At 69.9% G+C, this 17,583-nt stretch carries 15 protein-coding genes; 7 read left to right on the top strand and 8 right to left on the bottom strand.

Features of this window, described 5'->3' with window-relative positions; all coding sequences use genetic code 11:
- Positions 1-101 precede the first annotated feature (101 nt).
- The 3 genes from HOV91_RS15920 to HOV91_RS15910 all read left to right on the top strand — a co-directional run bounded on the left by HOV91_RS15920 (position 102) and on the right by HOV91_RS15910 (position 3,153).
- Positions 102-1,154: a nucleoside hydrolase gene (locus tag HOV91_RS15920; RefSeq protein ID WP_174186162.1), complete on the top strand. Its 1,053-nt coding sequence runs from the start codon at positions 102-104 to the stop codon at positions 1,152-1,154.
- On the top strand, positions 1,151-2,035 hold the full coding sequence (locus HOV91_RS15915; protein WP_174186161.1) for an amidohydrolase family protein: 885 nt from the start codon (positions 1,151-1,153) through the stop codon (positions 2,033-2,035). Before HOV91_RS15920 ends, HOV91_RS15915 begins: the two co-directional genes overlap by 4 nt.
- 155 nt (positions 2,036-2,190) lie before the next feature.
- Positions 2,191-3,153 carry an endonuclease/exonuclease/phosphatase family protein gene (locus tag HOV91_RS15910; RefSeq protein ID WP_174186160.1) on the top strand — a complete coding sequence of 321 codons (963 nt, stop codon included), beginning with the start codon at positions 2,191-2,193 and terminating at the stop codon, positions 3,151-3,153.
- A 163-nt stretch (positions 3,154-3,316) separates the two neighbouring features.
- Here the strand turns inward: HOV91_RS15910 and meaB are convergent, their stop codons facing one another.
- The 3 genes from meaB to HOV91_RS15895 are packed head-to-tail and all read right to left on the bottom strand — an operon-like array spanning position 3,317 to position 8,477.
- Positions 3,317-4,357, bottom strand: a complete 1,041-nt coding sequence (gene meaB / locus HOV91_RS15905; protein ID WP_174186159.1) for a methylmalonyl Co-A mutase-associated GTPase MeaB — start codon at positions 4,355-4,357, stop codon at positions 3,317-3,319.
- The gene (gene scpA, locus HOV91_RS15900) at positions 4,354-6,621 is read right to left on the bottom strand and encodes a methylmalonyl-CoA mutase (protein WP_174186158.1); all 2,268 of its coding nucleotides are present in this window, start codon (positions 6,619-6,621) and stop codon (positions 4,354-4,356) included. Before scpA ends, meaB begins: the two co-directional genes overlap by 4 nt.
- Positions 6,621-8,477, bottom strand: coding sequence for a methylmalonyl-CoA mutase family protein (locus tag HOV91_RS15895; protein ID WP_174186157.1), 1,857 nt, complete (start codon positions 8,475-8,477; stop codon positions 6,621-6,623). The genes scpA and HOV91_RS15895 overlap by 1 nt, the downstream gene beginning before the upstream one ends.
- 258 nt (positions 8,478-8,735) lie before the next feature.
- Here HOV91_RS15895 and HOV91_RS15890 point away from each other — a divergent pair, with 258 nt between their 5' ends.
- Positions 8,736-9,422, top strand: a complete 687-nt coding sequence (locus HOV91_RS15890) for a TVP38/TMEM64 family protein (RefSeq protein ID WP_174186202.1) — start codon at positions 8,736-8,738, stop codon at positions 9,420-9,422.
- Between the two features lie 7 nt (positions 9,423-9,429).
- Here HOV91_RS15890 and HOV91_RS15885 read toward each other — a convergent pair whose 3' ends face one another.
- The 3 genes from HOV91_RS15885 to HOV91_RS15875 form a co-directional block, all read right to left on the bottom strand.
- Entirely contained in the window at positions 9,430-10,332 is a 903-nt protein-coding gene (locus HOV91_RS15885) for a S1C family serine protease (protein WP_174186201.1), read from the bottom strand.
- 279 nt (positions 10,333-10,611) lie between these two features.
- On the bottom strand, positions 10,612-10,980 hold the full coding sequence (locus HOV91_RS15880) for a nuclear transport factor 2 family protein (protein ID WP_174186156.1): 369 nt from the start codon (positions 10,978-10,980) through the stop codon (positions 10,612-10,614).
- A gap of 149 nt (positions 10,981-11,129) precedes the next feature.
- Positions 11,130-12,059 (bottom strand): CorA family divalent cation transporter, encoded by a 930-nt coding sequence (locus HOV91_RS15875; protein ID WP_174186155.1) that lies wholly within the window; start codon positions 12,057-12,059, stop codon positions 11,130-11,132.
- 719 nt (positions 12,060-12,778) lie between these two features.
- Here HOV91_RS15875 and HOV91_RS15870 point away from each other — a divergent pair.
- On the top strand, positions 12,779-13,099 hold the full coding sequence (locus HOV91_RS15870) for an ArsR/SmtB family transcription factor (RefSeq protein WP_312884634.1): 321 nt from the start codon (positions 12,779-12,781) through the stop codon (positions 13,097-13,099).
- 16 nt (positions 13,100-13,115) lie between these two features.
- Here HOV91_RS15870 and HOV91_RS15865 read toward each other — a convergent pair whose 3' ends face one another.
- Positions 13,116-14,141: a glycoside hydrolase family 113 protein gene (locus tag HOV91_RS15865; RefSeq protein ID WP_174186154.1), complete on the bottom strand. Its 1,026-nt coding sequence runs from the start codon at positions 14,139-14,141 to the stop codon at positions 13,116-13,118.
- A 117-nt stretch (positions 14,142-14,258) separates the two neighbouring features.
- On the opposite strand from HOV91_RS15865, the gene HOV91_RS15860 reads away from it, so the two are divergent.
- Positions 14,259-14,876 carry a TetR/AcrR family transcriptional regulator gene (locus tag HOV91_RS15860; RefSeq protein WP_174186153.1) on the top strand — a complete coding sequence of 206 codons (618 nt, stop codon included), beginning with the start codon at positions 14,259-14,261 and terminating at the stop codon, positions 14,874-14,876.
- A gap of 368 nt (positions 14,877-15,244) precedes the next feature.
- Positions 15,245-16,552: a condensation domain-containing protein gene (locus tag HOV91_RS15855; protein WP_174186152.1), complete on the top strand. Its 1,308-nt coding sequence runs from the start codon at positions 15,245-15,247 to the stop codon at positions 16,550-16,552.
- 130 nt (positions 16,553-16,682) lie between these two features.
- Here HOV91_RS15855 and HOV91_RS15850 read toward each other — a convergent pair whose 3' ends face one another.
- Positions 16,683-17,510: a helix-turn-helix domain-containing protein gene (locus HOV91_RS15850; RefSeq protein WP_174186151.1), complete on the bottom strand. Its 828-nt coding sequence runs from the start codon at positions 17,508-17,510 to the stop codon at positions 16,683-16,685.
- Between the last annotated feature and the right edge of the window lie 73 nt (positions 17,511-17,583).

Below are 17,583 nucleotides of genomic sequence, written 5' to 3'. Positions count from 1 at the left end.
GTCTCAGACGAACGTACTAGACGTATGTACTAGCGCTCGCGATCACCGAGCTATCGGCACCTCGGCGCCGCGCCCACCCACCGGCTCGCTAGTCTCGTGCCGTGCGGCAGAAGATCATCCTGGACGTCGACACCGGCATCGACGACTCGCTCGCGCTGCTGTACCTGCTCGGCTCCCCCGAGGCCGAGATCGCCGGAATCGCGGCCACGGCGGGTAACGTCCCGGCGGCCCAGGTGGCGGCGAACAATCTCGCTTGGCTGGATGTCTGCCACGCGCCCGAGATCGAAGTGGCGCTCGGCGCCCCCGAACCCCTCGCCATCCCACTGCGCACCACCGAGGACACACACGGACCGCAGGGCATCGGATACGCCGAGCTACCCGCGTCGGCTCGCCGGCTCTCGCCCCGGTCGGCCGCGCGGATGTGGGCGGAGCTGGCGCGCGCCCATCCCGGCGAGATCGTCGGACTCTGCACCGGCCCGTTGACCAACCTCGCGCTCGCCTTGCGGATCGAACCGGACCTGCCGCTGCTGCTGGACCGTTTGGTGATCATGGGCGGCGCGTTCAACCATCCGGGCAACACCACACCCACCAACGAGTGGAACGTGCACGTGGACCCGGAGGCCGCCAAAGAAGTCTTCGACGCGTTCGCCGCGGCCCCCGCGCGGCGCAGGCCGATCGTCTGCGCCCTCGATATCACCGAGACCATCGAGATGCGCCCCGAGCACTTGGTACGCCTCGCCGAGCGCGCGAAAAGCTTCCCGGTGGAGATCGTGTCGCCGTCCGATCCGCCCGAGGCCCGCTCGGCGGCGAGCAATCCGATCGTCCGGCACGTCACCGATGCGGTGCGGTTCTATTTCGACTTTCACCACGGCTACCACCTCGGATATCTGGCTCACATGCACGATCCTTTCGCTGCCGCGGTAGCGCTGGATCCGGCGTTGGCCCACACCCGCCCTGCGACGGTGGACGTGGAGTTGGCGGGCACCATCACCCGCGCGACCACGGTCGCCGACTGGGCGGGCATGTGGGGCCGGGAACCCAACGCCGACATCGTGATCGGCACCGATCCGCAGCTGTTCTTCGATCGCCTGATCACCCGGGTCGGCGACTTCGCGCGGGCGGTGCACCCGCCCGCCGCTCAGGAGGTCCGGTGACCGGCACAGACGACGCGTCCTACCTGTCGGCGTTGCGCGCCCGGCTCGGGTTGCCCGGCATCATCGACGTCCACACCCATTTCATGCCCGACCAGGTGATGCGGAAGGTGTGGGCGTATTTCGACACGGTCGGCCCGCTGACCGGCCGCGCCTGGCCGATCACCTACCGCGCCGACGCGGAGGTCCGGTTGAAGACGCTGCGCGGCTTCGGTGTTCGCGCGTTCACCGCCCTGGTGTACCCGCACAAGCCGGACATGGCGGCGTGGCTCAACGGTTGGACCGCCGACTTCGCCGCGAGCACCCCAGATTGCCTGCACACCGCCACGTTCTTCCCCGAGCCGCAAGCGGCGAGTTATGTCCGCGAGGCGGTGGAGAGCGGCGCCCGCGTCTTCAAAGCGCACGTGCAAGTCGGCGGTTACCACCCGGGCGACCCGCTGCTGGACCCGGTGTGGGGCCTGCTGGAGGACGCGCGCGTTCCGATCGTCATCCATTGCGGTTCCGGCCCCGCGCCGGGCGCGCACACCGGACCGGAGCCGATCGCCGGTGTGCTGCGGCGCTTTCCGCGCCTGCGGCTGATCGTGGCGCACATGGGCATGCCCGAGTACTCCGAGTTCCTCGATCTGGCCGAGGAGTATCCGGAAGTTCGGCTGGACACCACAATGGTGTGGACCGATTTCGCCGAGGCCGACGTACCCTTCCCGGTTCACGAGCACGGCAGGCTGCGCGATTTCGCCGACCGCATCCTGTTCGGCAGCGATTTTCCGAATATTCCGCACGCCTACGGCCATTCGATCGAGGCGCTCGAACGCCTCGACCTCGGCGACGACTGGTTGCGCCGGGTGTGCCACGGCAACGCGGCGGAACTGTTCGGCATCGAGTGACCCGGAGCCCTCGCGCGGGCGTGAACAGGTCGCGTTCCCGCTCGCGCGTCGACTCGTTCAGCCGGTGCGGTCGAAATGGAACGGGCAGCGCGTGCCGCCGAGGCCGGTCGGACTCACGACGCGTCTTGCGTCACCGGTGTGTTTGAGTATCGAGTGTGATAGCGAAGCCGGTCCTGGTCGGAGTCCGCCTGCTGGCCTGGATTGCGGTACTTGCCGGGGCCACCGGGGTCGCGTTGCACTTCAATGGGTCGTCGGCGCGATTGTTGGTCTTGGCGGCTTCGGGGGCGCCGTATCTGATGAGTTCCGCCTGCGTGGGCGCGGTGGCGTTCGCGGCCACGCGGCACTGGATCGGCGCGGCGGTCGCGACCGTCGTGGTCGCCATCGCGGCGTGGACGCAAGCTCCGCTGTACGTCGCTCGCGCGGGTGACGAGAACGGACAGACGGTGACGGCGATGCAGGCCAATCTCCTGTTCGACGGAGCCGATCCCCGAGCGCTGGTCGATGAGGTGCGCGCACGCGGCGTCGCCGTGCTCACCGTCAACGAGCTCACACCCGCGGCAGTGGAGGATCTCGGCCGGGCAGGACTCGACCAGGTGCTGCCCTACCGTTTTCTCTCGCCGGGAAGGACAGCGGCCGGGACGGGAATATGGAGCAGCTATCCCCTGTCGGAAACCGTGGAATACGACGGATTCGTGCTGAACCAGCTCTCGGCGACCACCGATATTCCGGGCACCGGGCCGGTCACGGTGTACGCCTTTCATCCGGTGCCGCCGGTGTACGGCACGCGCGTCTGGGCCGACGAATTGTCCCGGCTGCGCGCGATTCTCGACCGATCGCCGATGGATCGACCGGCGATCGTCGGCGGCGACTTCAACGCCACCTACGATCATCGGCAGTTCCGCGTGATGCTGTCCGGGCGTTTCGGCGATGCCGCCGAACAGGCGGGCGCGGGGCATCTGGTCACCTATCCGACCGACAAGCGCTGGCCGCCCTTGGTCGGGATCGATCACATTCTCGTCGCAGGCGGTCGCGCGATCGCGGTGGAGACCGTAGGGCTCCCGGGAGCGGACCATCGCGCGCTGGTAGCGAATGTCCGCTTGCACGGTGGGCAGCGGTAACCCCCGCCGGGCCATCATCGGGTTCGGCCGGATTCGGATACGTCGCGGGTTCACTGCTCGAACGCGTCGCGCAGGTCGAGGACTTCCCCCGCTTCCGCGGCGGCGCCCGCGAGCACAGTGCCGCACGGCACGGCGTTCGCCGCCTGCGGCCGTGACCGGTGGGTCAGCGCCCGTCGAAGGCCCGCAGCAGTTCCTCGGCCGCGAGCGCGGCGGTCAAGGTGCCCTCGCGAACCTGCTTTTCCACCTGCGCCCGAATGGCTTTCACCGCCGGATTGTCCGCGAGCCTGCGCAGTAATTGGTCGTGCACCATGGTCCAGGTCCAGTCGACTTGCTGACGGCGGCGTTGCGCGTCGAACTCCCCGGCATCGGTGAGCACGCGGCGGTGTTCGAGCACCGTGTCCCAGAACCGGTCCAGACCGCTGCCTTCCAACCCGCTCATGGTCAGCACCGGCGGCCGCCACAGCGCGTCGTGCGGGTGGATCAGGCGCAACGCGCCGGCGAGTTCCCTGGCTGCGGCCTTGGCCTCGACCTCGTGTTTGCCGTCGGCCTTGTTCACCGCGACCAGATCGGCGAGTTCGAGCACGCCCTTCTTGATGCCCTGCAACTGGTCACCGGTGCGGGCCAGGGTGAGAAAGCAGAACACGTCGACCATGTTCGCGACGGTGACCTCCGACTGGCCCACCCCGACGGTCTCGACCAGGATCACGTCGTATCCGGCCGCCTCGAGCAGCGCGATGGTCTCGCGCGTCGCCTTGGCGACGCCACCGAGCGTGCCCGCGGTGGGCGAGGGCCGGATATAGGCGTCGCGTTCCACCGACAGGCGCGCCATCCTGGTCTTGTCGCCCAGGATCGAGCCGCCGGTCCGGGTCGAGGACGGGTCGACCGCGAGCACCGCGACCCGGTGTCCCTTCCCGATCAGATACATGCCGAGCGCGTCGATGAAGGTCGACTTGCCGACGCCAGGAACGCCCGTGATGCCGACGCGGTTGGAGGGCGCGCTCCCCGAGCCCGCCTCCGGCGTCAACTTCAGCAGCAACTGCTGCGCCAGCGCCCGATGATCGGCCCTGGTGGACTCCACCAGGGTGATCGCCCGCGCCAGGGCGGCCCGCTCGTTGGCACGGACCGCCGCGGCGAGGGCGTCGACGTCGATCGTCCGGCGCGCGGCCACCTTCGGGACCTCCCGCGCGGAACCTGCTTCGCTCATTCCGCCGCGGCGCCGCTGCCGAGTTCGTGACCGAGTTCGGCGCCGAGCTTATTCAGCAGGTCGATGGCCGCGTCCGCGATCACCGTGCCGGGCGGGAAGATCGCCGCCGCGCCGGCCTGGTAGAGCTCGTCGAAGTCACCGGGCGGGATCACGCCGCCGACGATGACCATGATGTCGGGGCGTCCGGCATCGGCCAGCGCCTGCCGCAGGGCGGGCACCAGCGTGAGGTGGCCCGCCGCCAGCGACGACACCCCGACGACGTGCACGTCGTTGTCGGCCGCCTGCTGCGCCACCTCTTCCGGGGTCTGGAACAGCGGGCCCACGTCGACGTCGAAGCCGAGGTCGGCGAAGGCCGTGGCGATCACCTTCTGGCCCCGGTCGTGGCCGTCCTGACCCATCTTCGCGACGAGGATGCGCGGCCTGCGGCCCTCGGCCTCGGCGAATTCCTCGACCAGCGCGCTCGCCTCGGTGATGTTGGTGACCTTTCCTGCCTCGTCGCGGTACACACCGGAGAGCGTACGGATCTCCGCCTGGTGGCGGCCGTAGACCTGCTCCAGGGCATCGGAGATCTCGCCGACGGTGGCCTTGGCCCTTGCCGCGTCGATGGCCAGCGCGAGCAGGTTGTTCGCCATGCCGCCCTCGGAAGAGGCCGCCGCGCGGGTCAGTTCGGCCAGCGCCCGCCGCACCGCGTCGGGGTCGCGCTCGGCGCGCAGCCGCCGCAGCTTCTCGACCTGCTCGGCGCGCACCCGCGAGTTCTCGACCTTGAGGACCTCGACCTGCTGGTCCTCTTCGACCTGGTACTTGTTGACGCCGATCACCGGCTGCTGGCCGGTGTCGATGCGCGCCTGAGTGCGCGCCGCGGCTTCCTCGATGCGCAGCTTCGGGATGCCTTCGCCGATCGCCTGCGCCATGCCGCCGTGCGCCTCCACCTCGGCGATGTGCGCGCGGGCTCGGTTGGCCAGCTGGTGGGTGAGCCACTCGACGTAGTACGAGCCGCCCCACGGGTCGATCGGGCGGGTGGTGTTGGACTCCTGCTGGATCAACAGCTGGGTGTTGCGGGCGATGCGGGCGGAGAAGTCCGTCGGCAGCGCCAGCGCCTCGTCGAGCGCGTTGGTGTGCAGCGACTGGGTGTGGCCCTGGGTGGCGGCCATCGCCTCGATGCAGGTGCGCGCGACGTTGTTGTAGGCGTCCTGCGCGGTGAGCGACCAGCCGGAGGTCTGCGAATGGGTCCGCAGCGACAGCGATTTCGCGCTCTTCGGGTTGAATTTCGCGACCAGCTCGCTCCACAGCAGGCGCCCGGCGCGCAGCTTGGCGACCTCCATGAAGAAGTTCATGCCGATCGCCCAGAAGAACGACAGCCGCGGCGCGAACTTGTCGACCTCCATACCGGCGTCGATGCCCGCGCGGATGTACTCGACACCGTCGGCGAGGGTGTAGGCCAGCTCCAGGTCGGCGGTCGCCCCCGCTTCCTGGATGTGGTAGCCGGAGATGGAGATCGAGTTGAACTTCGGCATCTTCGCGCTGGTGTAGGCGAAGATGTCGGAGATGATCCGCATCGAGGGCTTGGGCGGGTAGATGTAGGTGTTGCGGACCATGAACTCTTTCAGAATGTCGTTCTGAATGGTTCCGGCCAGCTGCTCGGGCGCGACGCCCTGCTCCTCGGCGGCGACGACGTACAGCGCCAGGATCGGCAGCACCGCGCCGTTCATCGTCATCGAGACGCTGACCTGGTCCAGCGGGATGTGGTCGAACAGCTGGCGCATGTCCAGGATCGAGTCGATGGCCACGCCCGCCATGCCGACGTCACCCTGCACCCGCGGGTGATCGGAGTCGTAGCCGCGGTGGGTCGCCAGGTCGAACGCGACCGACAGACCCTTCTGGCCCGCCTGGAGGTTGCGCCGATAGAAAGCGTTCGAGTCCGCGGCGGTGGAGAAACCGGCGTACTGGCGGATGGTCCACGGCTGATTGACGTACATGGTGGGGTACGGCCCGCGCACGAACGGTGCCACGCCCGGCACGCTGTCGAGCGGATATCCCTCGGCGGCGACGGCATCCCGGTCGGCCTTGGTGAACACCGGCGGCACGTCGATGCCTTCGGGCGTCGACCACACCAACTGCTCGGGTGCGTATCGATTGGCCGCCGCTGCCGCGCGCACGTACTCCGTGACCTGGGCCGCGTCTACCGCGGCGGGCTCCGGCGCGCCCTCGGTCAGCGGCACGTCGGCGAAACTGCCGATCAGATGCTCGATCTCACGAGTAGTCATCAGGCTCCCACCTTCTCCAGCAGGCCGGACAGCGCGGCGACGGCGTCGATGCGCGCGGCGAGGAATCCGTCCGGGCGCTGCGCGTCCTCCAGGTCGGCGACGGCTTTCGCCGCACCGGCCAGCAGCACGGTGGACACACCCGCGGCGCGCAATTGCTCCACCACCGCACCGGCTTCGGATCCGTAGCGCGTATCCGATCCGCACAAAACCGCGATCGGCGCCCCGGCCTCGGTGGCCGCCGCGGCGATTGCGTCCACCGTGAGCGGTCCGGGATTGATCGATTCGATGCCGCCCGAGGCCAGCAGATTCGCGATGAAGGTGACCCGCACGTTGTGCTCCGCCACCGACCCGAGCGGCACCAGCAGCGCCTTCGGCCGGGTGCCGTGTTCGGCGAGGTAGGCGTCGGAGCGGTCGCGCAACCGCTCGAATGCGGCCCCGTAGCGGGCGACCCGTCCGGTCTGCCGCGCCGCCTCGGACAACGGCTGCTCGGCCAGATTCGGGAATTCGTTCACGCCGGTGACGGCGGTCTTGCGGTGCGCGACATCGGTGTCACGAGCGGCCTTGGTCGCCGCTACGCGCTCGGCGAGCAGGCCGGACTCCAGCGCGGCGAGGTAACCGCCGGCCGCCTCGATCTCCTGGAGGAACTCCCACGCCTTCGCCGCCAGCGCGGCGGTGAGGTCCTCGACGTACCAGGAGCCCGCACCGGGGTCGAGCACGTGGCCGAGATGCGATTCCTCGAGCAGCAGCAGCTGGGTGTTGCGGGCCATGCGGTCGGCGAACGACTTGGAGACGCCGAGTTCACCCGGCGGCAGGGCGGAGTCGAACGGCAGCACGGTGACGGTGTCGGCGCCGCCGATGCCCGCGCCGAACGCGGCGAGCGTGGTGCGCAGCATGTTCACCCACGGATCGCGCTGACTCATCATGGCGGCCGAGGTGACCGCGTGCTGGGGAGCGCCGCCGAAATCCGGTGCTCCGCACACCTGCGCGACCCGTGCCCAGAGCTGCCTGGCGGCACGGAACTTCGCGATGGTGGCGAACTGATCGTCGGTGGCCGCGAACCGGAATTCCAGTTGCCCGAGCGCGTCCGCGATGTCCAGGTTCTCGGTCAGCGACCGGAGGTAGGCCAGGCCCGCGGCGACTGCCGCGCCCAGTTCCTGCGCGTCGGAGGCGCCCGCGTCGTGGAAGACGGTGCCGTCCACGGTGATCGCGCGGACCGCTTCCTGCCGCCGGGCCGCCTGCCCGGCGAGCGCGACCGCCTCGGTGCGGCCGATGTCGGGCAAACCGGCGAACTTGCTGGTCAGCGGGGCGGCGCCGAGGCTGATCCGGATGTCCGCGCGATCGGGGGCCGCGTAGCCGTCGAGCACGGTGAACACCTGCGCGGCCGCGTCCGCCACGTCACCGCCCGCGTCCAGCGTGAGCGGCGCCAATTCGAACAGCAGGCCCGCGAGGGCGGCGGGCAGATCCGCCACCGGCACGCCGCGCTCGCCCGCGCCGAGCCAGATCGCGCTGAGCCCGTTCTCCAGCCCCGCCAGGATCTCCCAGTTGGCGGCCGCGGCGTCGCGCTGGGCGACCTGCGCGCTGACGAACCAGCCCCGGTGCACGTCCCTGGTGGCGTCCCGCCCGCGCACGAAGGGGAACGAACCCGGCAGCGGCTGTTCCGGCAACTCGTCGCGCCGGGTGTAGAGCGGGGCGACGGTCAGGCCGTCGTAGGTGGTTTCGTCGAGCAGCCGCTCGGGCTCCTCGGGAAGTTCGGTGACATCGACGCGGCGAGCCTTCGCCAGCACCCCGGCAACGCCCTTGCGCCATTGGGCGTAGTCGGGCACCGGATCCGCCCCGGGATCTGAAGCAATCGGCATAGCTTGGTGTTCCTCTTCCTCACGCGGGCGCACCGGCAGTGTGCGCCCGATTCCCTCACATTCGCCCAGCTCAGCGACTACTTCGGTTAACGAGCATTCGTCCCGCTTCCACTGATGCTAGCGGGCGGATTCCCGGCCGGTTGACCCTGCCCGCCACTACCAACCGGTAACCTCTCGCGGGTGACCGAGCGCGGCGAGGGAACAAACGAATACAGCACCGATGGGCACGACGCCGCCGAGCGCCGGCGCGGCGAAGTGGTGACCAGGCTGCTGCGTGACCCGCGTATCGTCGCGCTGATCGTCGGCGCGGTCGCGCTGTTCGGCGCGGCACTGCTCGTCCCGCTGCCCTCGCCCCGCCAGGTGCAGGAGTGGGCGACCTCGGTCGGCCCGGCCTTTCCCCTGCTTTTCTTCCTGGTCCACGCCCTGGTGACGGTGGCGCCGATCCCGCGCACGGTGTTCACCGTGAGTGCCGGACTGCTGTTCGGGCCGCTGCTGGGCATCACGCTGGCGGTCGGCGCGACGACGGTCAGCGCGGCGCTGGCGATCGTGCTGGTCCGCGCACTCGATCGCGATCAGGTCGCCGCCCGGCTGACCCATCCCGCCGTGCGGGCGATCGACGAGCGTCTGGCGCGCCGGGGCTGGCTGGCGGTCGGGTCGCTGCGGCTCATCGCGGCGGTGCCGTTCTCGGTGATCAACTATTGCTGCGGAATGTCCTCGATCCGGTTCTGGCCGTATCTGATCGCCACGGTGCTCGGCGTGCTGCCCGGCACGATCGGCACCGTCATCCTCGGCGACGCGCTCACCGGCACGACCCACCCGGCGATGCTGGCGCTGTCCGGCGTCTGTCTGGCGATCGGCTTGGCCGGTCTGGTAGTCGACGCCCGGTGGAAGACCACACCACCCCCTGCGGCACCTGCTCCCGAGCTCGTCGCGGCCGCGGATTAGGCCGCACTCAGTCCGCGGCCAATTCCACCGGAACCGCGATCACGTCCACCATGGCGCCGTTGCGCAGCACGGTCACGGGTAGCTGCACACCGATCGCCTCGGCGAACAGCTGCCGCTGGATGCCCTGCGCGTCACGGACTTCCGACCGCGCCACACTCAGCACCAGATCACCGCGGCGCAGCCCCGCTCGCTCGGCGGGGCCGCCGCGGACCACCTCCACGATGCGCACCCCTGCGGCCTGCCCGGTGCGCGCGGCGACCGGGTCCGGCAGCGGCGCGGGCACCCCGACCAGGCCCAGATAAGCCCGTCGGACGCGCCCTTCGGCGTGCAGTGTGCCGATGATCCGGCGCGTCGTGGCATTGATCGGAATGGCCAGACCGAGCCCGATGCCGGCGACCGCGGTGTTGATGCCCACCACCCGGCCTGCCGAATCCGCTAACGCGCCGCCGGAATTACCGGGGTTCAGCGCGGCGTCGGTCTGGATCACGTCCTCGATCACCCGTCCGGCGCGACGGGAGGCGACCGGCACCGCGCGCCCGAGCGCGCTCACCACGCCCGCGGTCACCGAACCCGCCAGGCCGAGCGGGCTGCCGACCGCGACCACCAGCTGGCCGACCACCAACTGGTCGGCGTCCCCGAGAGTCACCGTGTCCGGCGCGCCGCCGTGGGCGCGCAGCACCGCCAGATCCGACAGTGGATCCACACCCACCACGGCGAACCGGGATTCCACCCCGTCGGCGAAGACCACCTCGCCCTCGCTCGCCGCCCCGATGACGTGCGCGTTGGTCAGCAAGAACCCGTCATCGGTGAAGACCACCGCCGATCCGCTCCCCCGCCTGGTCCGCACACTGGCCACGTGCGGCGTCACCGACGCCGCCACCGCGATCACCGTGCGCGAGTAGGCATCCATCGCGGCGTTGTCCACGCCGACCACCACCCTGTTTGCCGGAATTGCACCACTGCGTCCAGGATGCCCCGGTGGCGGGAACGACGCACCGTGTTCGCCACAGGCGCAACCGGACTGCGGTGCGCCGGGCGTGTCGTGGGGCTGCGGACCCGACCCTCTGACGGCGGCGACGCAGCGGATCGCCCGGAGAACGTCCGGCTCGCGGCTCCTTGCGCTCGGTGCCGGGCCAGCAGCACCGAGTTCGGCAAGCAAAGGTGGCCGACACGGCCGGGTCGACGGCCGTTACGCGGATGGCACCCGGTCGAGAAAGCCGTGCACGTTCGTGATCCGGTCGTCCGCCCCGAGGGTGATCACGTCCGAACCCGCGACCGGGGCGCTGCCGTCGGCCCGCGAGACCAGCTCCCAGGAGAAGCGGGCGATGTCGTGGTGACCGTCGACCACGCCGAGGCGACGGAACTCGAAGCCGGGGAACTGCGCCTGCACGCCTCCGATGGCCGCCGCCAGCTCGGCGTGCCCGCTGACCGCCGCGAGCGGATCGGTGTATCCGCCGTCTTCGGTCCAGGCGGCCGCGACCGCGGCGGTCCTGGCGCTCTCGTCGGTGGCGTTCCAGGCGGCGAGGTACCGATCGACCGCTTCCTCGTAACGCGACATGCTGAATCCTCCTGTGTGGTAACGGTTTTCGTCGGCCGATGCGGATCTTCCGATCGGCTGTCTCCAACCTTGCCGCGCCGCGGGCCTCGCGTCGATTACGCGCGAGGTAATTATCGCCGGAAACCGGCTGTCACCGCGCGGCCGGGGACTCAGCGCAGCCGGCCCTTCTTCCGGAGATAAGCCGACGGCAGCACCGCGGCCAGCGCCATCAACAGGATGACCAGGAGCTGGTGCTGCCAGGGCGAATCGGGGATCCAGGCGAAGATCACGCCGTAGCAGGTGGCGATCCACGTGGGCGGCAGCAGGACCGCGGTCAGGACGGTGCACGCCTCGACGATCCGGTTCTGTCGAGCCGCCAGCCAGGTGGCGGCCGATTGCTGCAGGTAGCGCATCTTGTCGTGCTCGATCCCGGCGTGCTGCCCCACCCCGTCGATGTCCGCGACGAGGGCGCCGAGCACACCGTCGAGTTCGTGGCCGGGCGGCATGTCGGCCGTCAGATGCCGTGCGGCGCGGGCCAGTTGCAACTGGGTCTCCCGGACGCGCGAGACGATCTGTTCGGTCGCGTTCAGCCGCGACATGGCGCCGCGGATGTCGGCGTCCGTGGCGTCCCGGTCGTGGCCGTCCACAGCGCTCTCGATTTCCTCGCGCAGCGCCCCGAGCCCGGCACCGGCGTGGTGCAGCACCCGCTCCGACTCCTCGTTCAGCGCCCACAGCAGCGCGTACATCACACCGTGCGCGGAGCCGGCCAGCGCGGTGTTGCGCCGCATCTTGACGACCGCTTTGTCGAACGGGACGAAATGCTCGGACGGCTGCAGCGTCACCAGGAACTCTCCGCCCAACGCGAAGACGATCGTCGCCTGTTCGATGGATTCGCCGCGCTGGTAGTTGGCGAGCACCGGGAGGTACAGGAAGTTGTCGGTCTCCCAGACCTGGTTGCGTGCGGCGGTGAAGTCGATGCCGAGCCGTTCCCGGAGCACGGCAGCGGTGTCGGCATCGTCGGCGGCGAGCGGAATCCAATGCTGCTGGAGCACTTCGGTGTCGAAGTGGTCGGTGGTCACGGCGCTGAGAAAGGTCGTCATCGGCTACTGCCGCCCGGAGAAGGTGCGCGCGGGCGAGGCCGAGCACGAACCCGTTCGCCGCCGAGGACGGGCAGAGCGCATAGCCGTGGTCCGCATCGCTTGACGTTCCAGATACGGTGGGCGATAGGATGTTTCGGCTTTTTCGGGCAATCTGGCCATTGCGGGGCTCCAATACTTACTATCGTGCGGGCTGGCGCACCCCTCCGGAGACGGGCGCACGGGTGCGGGCAGCGGCGAGCCGCGACGACACCGTGCACGGGTCGCGTCGCGGACAAAGGACCACGCACCGGCCGAGCCCGGCGACGCGGTCCTCACGCGTCGAAGAAAAACGAAGGTGGATTCGTGCCGCGTCGGCCGATCGCAGCGCCGTTGCCCGGCCGCCGATCGCGCACACAGATCAACGACGCGTCGGCGCAACCCGTTTCGCGAGAAAGGCCCGGCTGTAGACGTCGATACTGTCAACCGGCATCTGCCGCTCACCTCGCTTCGTGGGTCGACCGGCGCACGAATTGCGCCATCCATCATTAGAAACCCGCCGATCGGGGTACGTCAATCAGTTGCGCAAGTATTCGACAGCGCGCCACTCGGTGGAAACCCAGCGGCGCGGGAAACCCCGGATCACCGGGCAAGAAACGGGTTTCGCGGTGCTCCCGCCGCGGCCCGGCGGTTGCACCGCCGGACGCGGTCGTGCCACCCTACCGACAGCTTTGGAGGCGGACGTGACCGAGCACGGCGAGCCGTCGGGCCCCATCCCGGCGGACCGATTGGAGGACACCGCAGCGGTTTTCGGCATGCTCGCCGCCACCGCACGCCTGCAGATCCTGTGGCTGCTCGCGCAGGGCGACTGCGACGTCGGCACCCTCGCCGCCGCCGTCGGCCACTCCGTACCCGCCGTCAGCCAGCACCTGGCCAAACTGAAACTCGCCGGTCTGGTCCGTGCCCACAAAGACGGCAGGCGCCACGTCTACACGATCGCCGACCCCGACATAGCCGACCTCGTCCGCCTGGCCTTCCGTTACCATCGCGAGCACGACCACTGACCGGACGGGACTCGTCTCAATGGTTTCCGTAATAGTCGGCGAGCGCGCTGAACGCGGCCTTGGGCTCCCATGGGAGGTCGGGGTAGGTGTCGCCACGACGACCTTCGAGGACCTTGACGATGCCGTAGCTCGCCAGGTCCAGATCGTCGCGTGGGTCGCCGCCGGGGCGGTGGACGTGGTCGTAGAGCGCGAGGACGAAGACGAACGCGCTGTCGACGCCCTCGGCGTCGAAGATTTCCAGCAGCTCACGCAGATAGGCCGCCTGCCCGGGTTCGTCTCGGGCGTATTCGCCGTCCAACCGGATCGGTCCGTGGGTGTCGTCGTATTCGACGATCTCCAGGCCCCGGGCGCCCACGTCGCCCGCGCCCGCGAAGGTGGCCGCGCCGAACTCGGTGACGGCGAGCGGCTTTCCCTGCGCGACCAAGGCACGCACACCCGCGCCGAATCGGTCGGCGACCTCGGCCGTCCGATACAGGTCCACCGACACGATGTCGAACGGAGTCCAGTCGACTCGCTCCAGCGGGATGGAAGCGTAGGTGACGCGGCCGGCGAAGCGCTCGCGAACGATCGGCACCGCCTTGCCGAGGAAGTCGTTCACGCGCGCACTGGCTTCGGCGACCTGCTCGGGTAGGTCGTCCGGCCCGGCGGTCAGCGACCGGACGCGCTCCTCGGGCGTGGCGCCGGGGAGGAATCCGGGGTTCATCAAGCTCAGTTCGGCGCCGGTCACGAACACGACCTCGGCACCGCGCCGCCGGATCCGCTCCGCCCGCTCGGCGCAGTCCGCGAACAGCGCCAGCATTTCGTCCACGGTCGATTCTAGAGGGTACGGCGAGAACCATATCTCTAAGCCGAGATCGGCCGCGCATGCCGCAGCGAGTTCCAGCCGTTCCGGATCGCCCCCGATGATCCGGACCGCGTCGCAGTGCAGGTCATCGCGTATTAGTTGCAGTTCGCGGGCCACAATCCGCGGCTCGAAGGCCGCGCGGGAAAATCGTCCGCCCCGCAGGAAACCGGTCTCGTAGTTGATGCCTCTGGCACGCATGGCGGCCGTCCTTTCATCACAATTTAAGGTACTTCAAGTACCTTAAAAGCTCCACCCGGTCCGAGCAAGCCCCTCTTCGCGAAGTACGATCGGCACCGATTACGGAAAGGGGTCACGGTGACGGACGCGGTGCGGCAGCCCAGCGGCGCGCAGGCGCGCAGGCGCGGACCCGCGCTCGAAGAGGCGATCCTGCGGGCGGCGGCGGAGGAACTGGTCGAATCCGGATACGCCGCGCTGACCATGGACAAGGTCGCCGCCCGCGCGGGCACCAACAAGAACGCCATCTACCGGCGCTGGCCCAACCGCCTGGCGCTCGGTATCGCCGCCTATCGGCGGCTGGCCACGACGGCGCAACCGCCCGATACCGGAGACCTGCGCGAAGACGCGCTCGAACTGCTCCGGCGCGTCAACCGCCATTGGAGTTCACCGTTGGGCGCCATCCTGCGGGAACTCATGGCCGCCGCCGGTGGAGCGGCCGAACTGCTGACACAGTTGCCGGACCAATCCGGCGATGCCGCCGCCGCCCCGTGGCTCACCCTGCTGGGCCGCGCGATCGCCCGGGGTGAAGCGGCTCCCGAAGCGCTGCATCCGCGCGTCGCCACGGTGGCCCTCGCCCTGCTCCGCAACGAATTCGTCGTCCGCGCCGCGCCGAGCGCGCCCGACGACGTCCTGGTCGAGATCGTGGACGAGGTCTACCTCCCCCTGATCCGCCGCCGGGACCCGGCGGCGAGCTGAACCGGACCCGGCGCGGGCCACTCGTTCGTTGCTGAAGTAGTCGACCGTCCAGTTTTCAGCCATCCGAAGCGCTCTGTCCCGGGCCGTCGGCAACTCTTCCGCAGGTCACGCCGACCGGCTCCCCGCTGCACCGTTCGCGCTGGACAGCGAACCGTCCGCGTCCCGCGACCCGCCCCGGCGGCGCGGCGCCGAGGCCGCGAGCACCGAACCCGCCAGTAGGGTTGACCACGGCGTTGCCAGGCCGGATGCTCTACCTTGGCCGACCGGCTCGAACATTCGAACGATCTCCATCGTCGTAGCGTCGAGCCGGGGCGGCGACGACGCCGGTGCGGATCTGCTCCGGTGTCCGGACTCGAGGGGAGAACTGTGTGACCTACCGCCTGGACGACATCGACTGCGTGAGTGCACGGGGGCACTCCGCGCTAGGGGGAACCCTGGCGATACAGGCGGTGTGGCGTTACGACCGCCCGGTGGACCTGGCCGCGCTGAGGAAATTCCACGAGGCATTGCGGCACGGCAGGCTCGGGCGAGCGGTCGCGCCCGCGATGATCCCCGCCGCGGCGGACCGCTGGACCACCCGAGCCGAGTTCAGCCCGCTCGAGGTCGCGGACACACCCATTCCCCGCGGCCGGTTGGAGGCCTGGATCGCCGAGCAGGGGCACGCGGAGCTGCGCACCTACGGCGGGCCCGCGTGGCGGTTGGCGACAACCCAGCTCGACAACGGAGAAAGCGCGGTGTCGCTGCTGGTTTCGCATACCCTCGCGGACGGCCAGGCATTCTGCGCGGCGATCGCGGAAGCGGTCGCGGACAAGCGACTCGATCTGACTTACCGGTCCGACGATTTCGGCCGAATGCGCTTGCTGGCCGAGGATTTCCGCGACGCCGCGCGGCGAGCCCGGTCGCTGCCCTCGGCCGTCGGCTTGGCGCTGCGACTGAGCCTGCCCCGGCGCGGCGGCGAGGCCGGGCAGCCCGACGCGGACGCCGAGGACTTCCGTCTGCCGACGGTCACCGCGACGGTCCCCGCGCACCTCTGGCACGCGGCGGCCCGCAGCCGCGGCGGAACCGGCACCACGTTGGCGGTGGCGATGATGGCGGCCATCGCCACGGAGGTCGATCGCACCGACGAAGAAGGCCGGGTCCGCATCATGATGCCGGTCAGTACCCGCACCGCCGACGACCTTCGCGCGAACGCGTTGACCTCCATCGATTTCGAAGTGGACCTGCGCGACGGACAACCGGCCGACCTGGCCCCGCTGCGCGGGGTCATGAAGGAGAAGCTCAGCGCGGCCGCCGCCAACGGACAGAACGTCCCACCGCTGATTCCGATAGCGGTCGCGCTACCGCGGGGCCGCTACGCCGTGCTCGCGCGGCAAGCCGCTACCGATCCGATCTCCACGGTGTGCTCCAACCTCGGCAAGCTCGAACCCGAGATACTTCGCATCGACGGCGACCCGGCCTCGGTGATGGCGATCGGCTTGGTCAACCAGAGCCTGAACTCCCCGGCCGTGCTGACCGAACGCGGCGGCAACCTGTACGTCGCGCTGGTGGAGTGCGCCGAGGGGATCACGCTGCGCGTCAACGGTTTCCACCCGCCGCGGCTCGGCGACACCGCGCAGCTCAGGGAACTCGTGCAGCGCGTGCTGGCACAGTATGAACTCACGGCGACCTTCTGGTAGCCGTCGCCCGCATCCGTGTGCCCTCGAGTGACGTTCCGGATGCAGTCCGGGCTTGGACGCCGCTAGAGCCGGGCAGGCCACAAAGAGATCCGCGCCGCCGTCGCAGCCCGCATCCGGGTCGCTGATTTCCTCAGCGGTTCCCCAGTGTCCGCAGCCTCCGCTCGGAGACCGAGCCCGGTTCGGCGGCGAACAGGTCCAGTCCGCAGCACGCGGGCTCGTCGGGCAGCGCGACGAGCTCGCCGTGCAGGGTCAGCTCACCCACGACGGGGTGGTGCAGCAGGTAGGTCCGGGACCGGAGCTGGGCGACCGGGTGCTCGGCCCACATCCGCGCGAAATCCGCGCTCGCGTCCCGCATCCGCTCGACATGCGCCGTGACTCCGGAGTCCCCGCGATACCGTCCGAGCAGAACGCGCAGATGCGCCACGTGCTCGCGCGCCGCCCGCTCCCACCCTGCCCCGAACAGCGCACGTGACCGGGGTGCGTCGAACAGCAGGTGCGAGAAAGTACGGCGGTTCTCCGGCCACGCGGGGATATCGCCGAACACGGCCACCGCGAGCTGGTTCCAGCCCACGATCTGGGTGTGCCGTCCGATCAGCAGCGCGGGTGTCAGCGCGAACGAGTCCAGCAGGTGACGCGAGCCGGACGTCACCTCGGGCGTGGTTGCCGCCGCACAGGAACGCGGCCGCCGGGCGATCCGGTGCAGGTAGGCCAACTCGTCCCGGTCCAAGCGCAGTGCCGCGCCTATGGCGTCCAAGACCTGATCCGACACGCGGTCGCCGTCGCCCTGTTCCAGACGCGTGTAGTGGGCGATGCTCACCCCCGCCAGCCGAGCCAGCTCCTCGCGCCGCAGACCCGCGACCCGGCGCACCCTGCCGTAGTCGCGCAGCCCGACGTCCGCCGGACGCACCCGGGCCCGGCGGGATTTGAGGAATTCACTCAGCTCGATCCGGTCGTCCACTCGGCAACCCTACGCAGGCGGCGGCCCGCTCAGGGTGATCACGTCGTGAGTACCCAGCACACCGGCCTGGCCG

It is taken from the genome of Nocardia barduliensis (genome assembly GCF_013315795.1).
Taxonomy (GTDB): domain Bacteria; phylum Actinomycetota; class Actinomycetes; order Mycobacteriales; family Mycobacteriaceae; genus Nocardia; species Nocardia barduliensis.
This window is presented reverse-complemented; position numbering and strand designations above follow the sequence as displayed.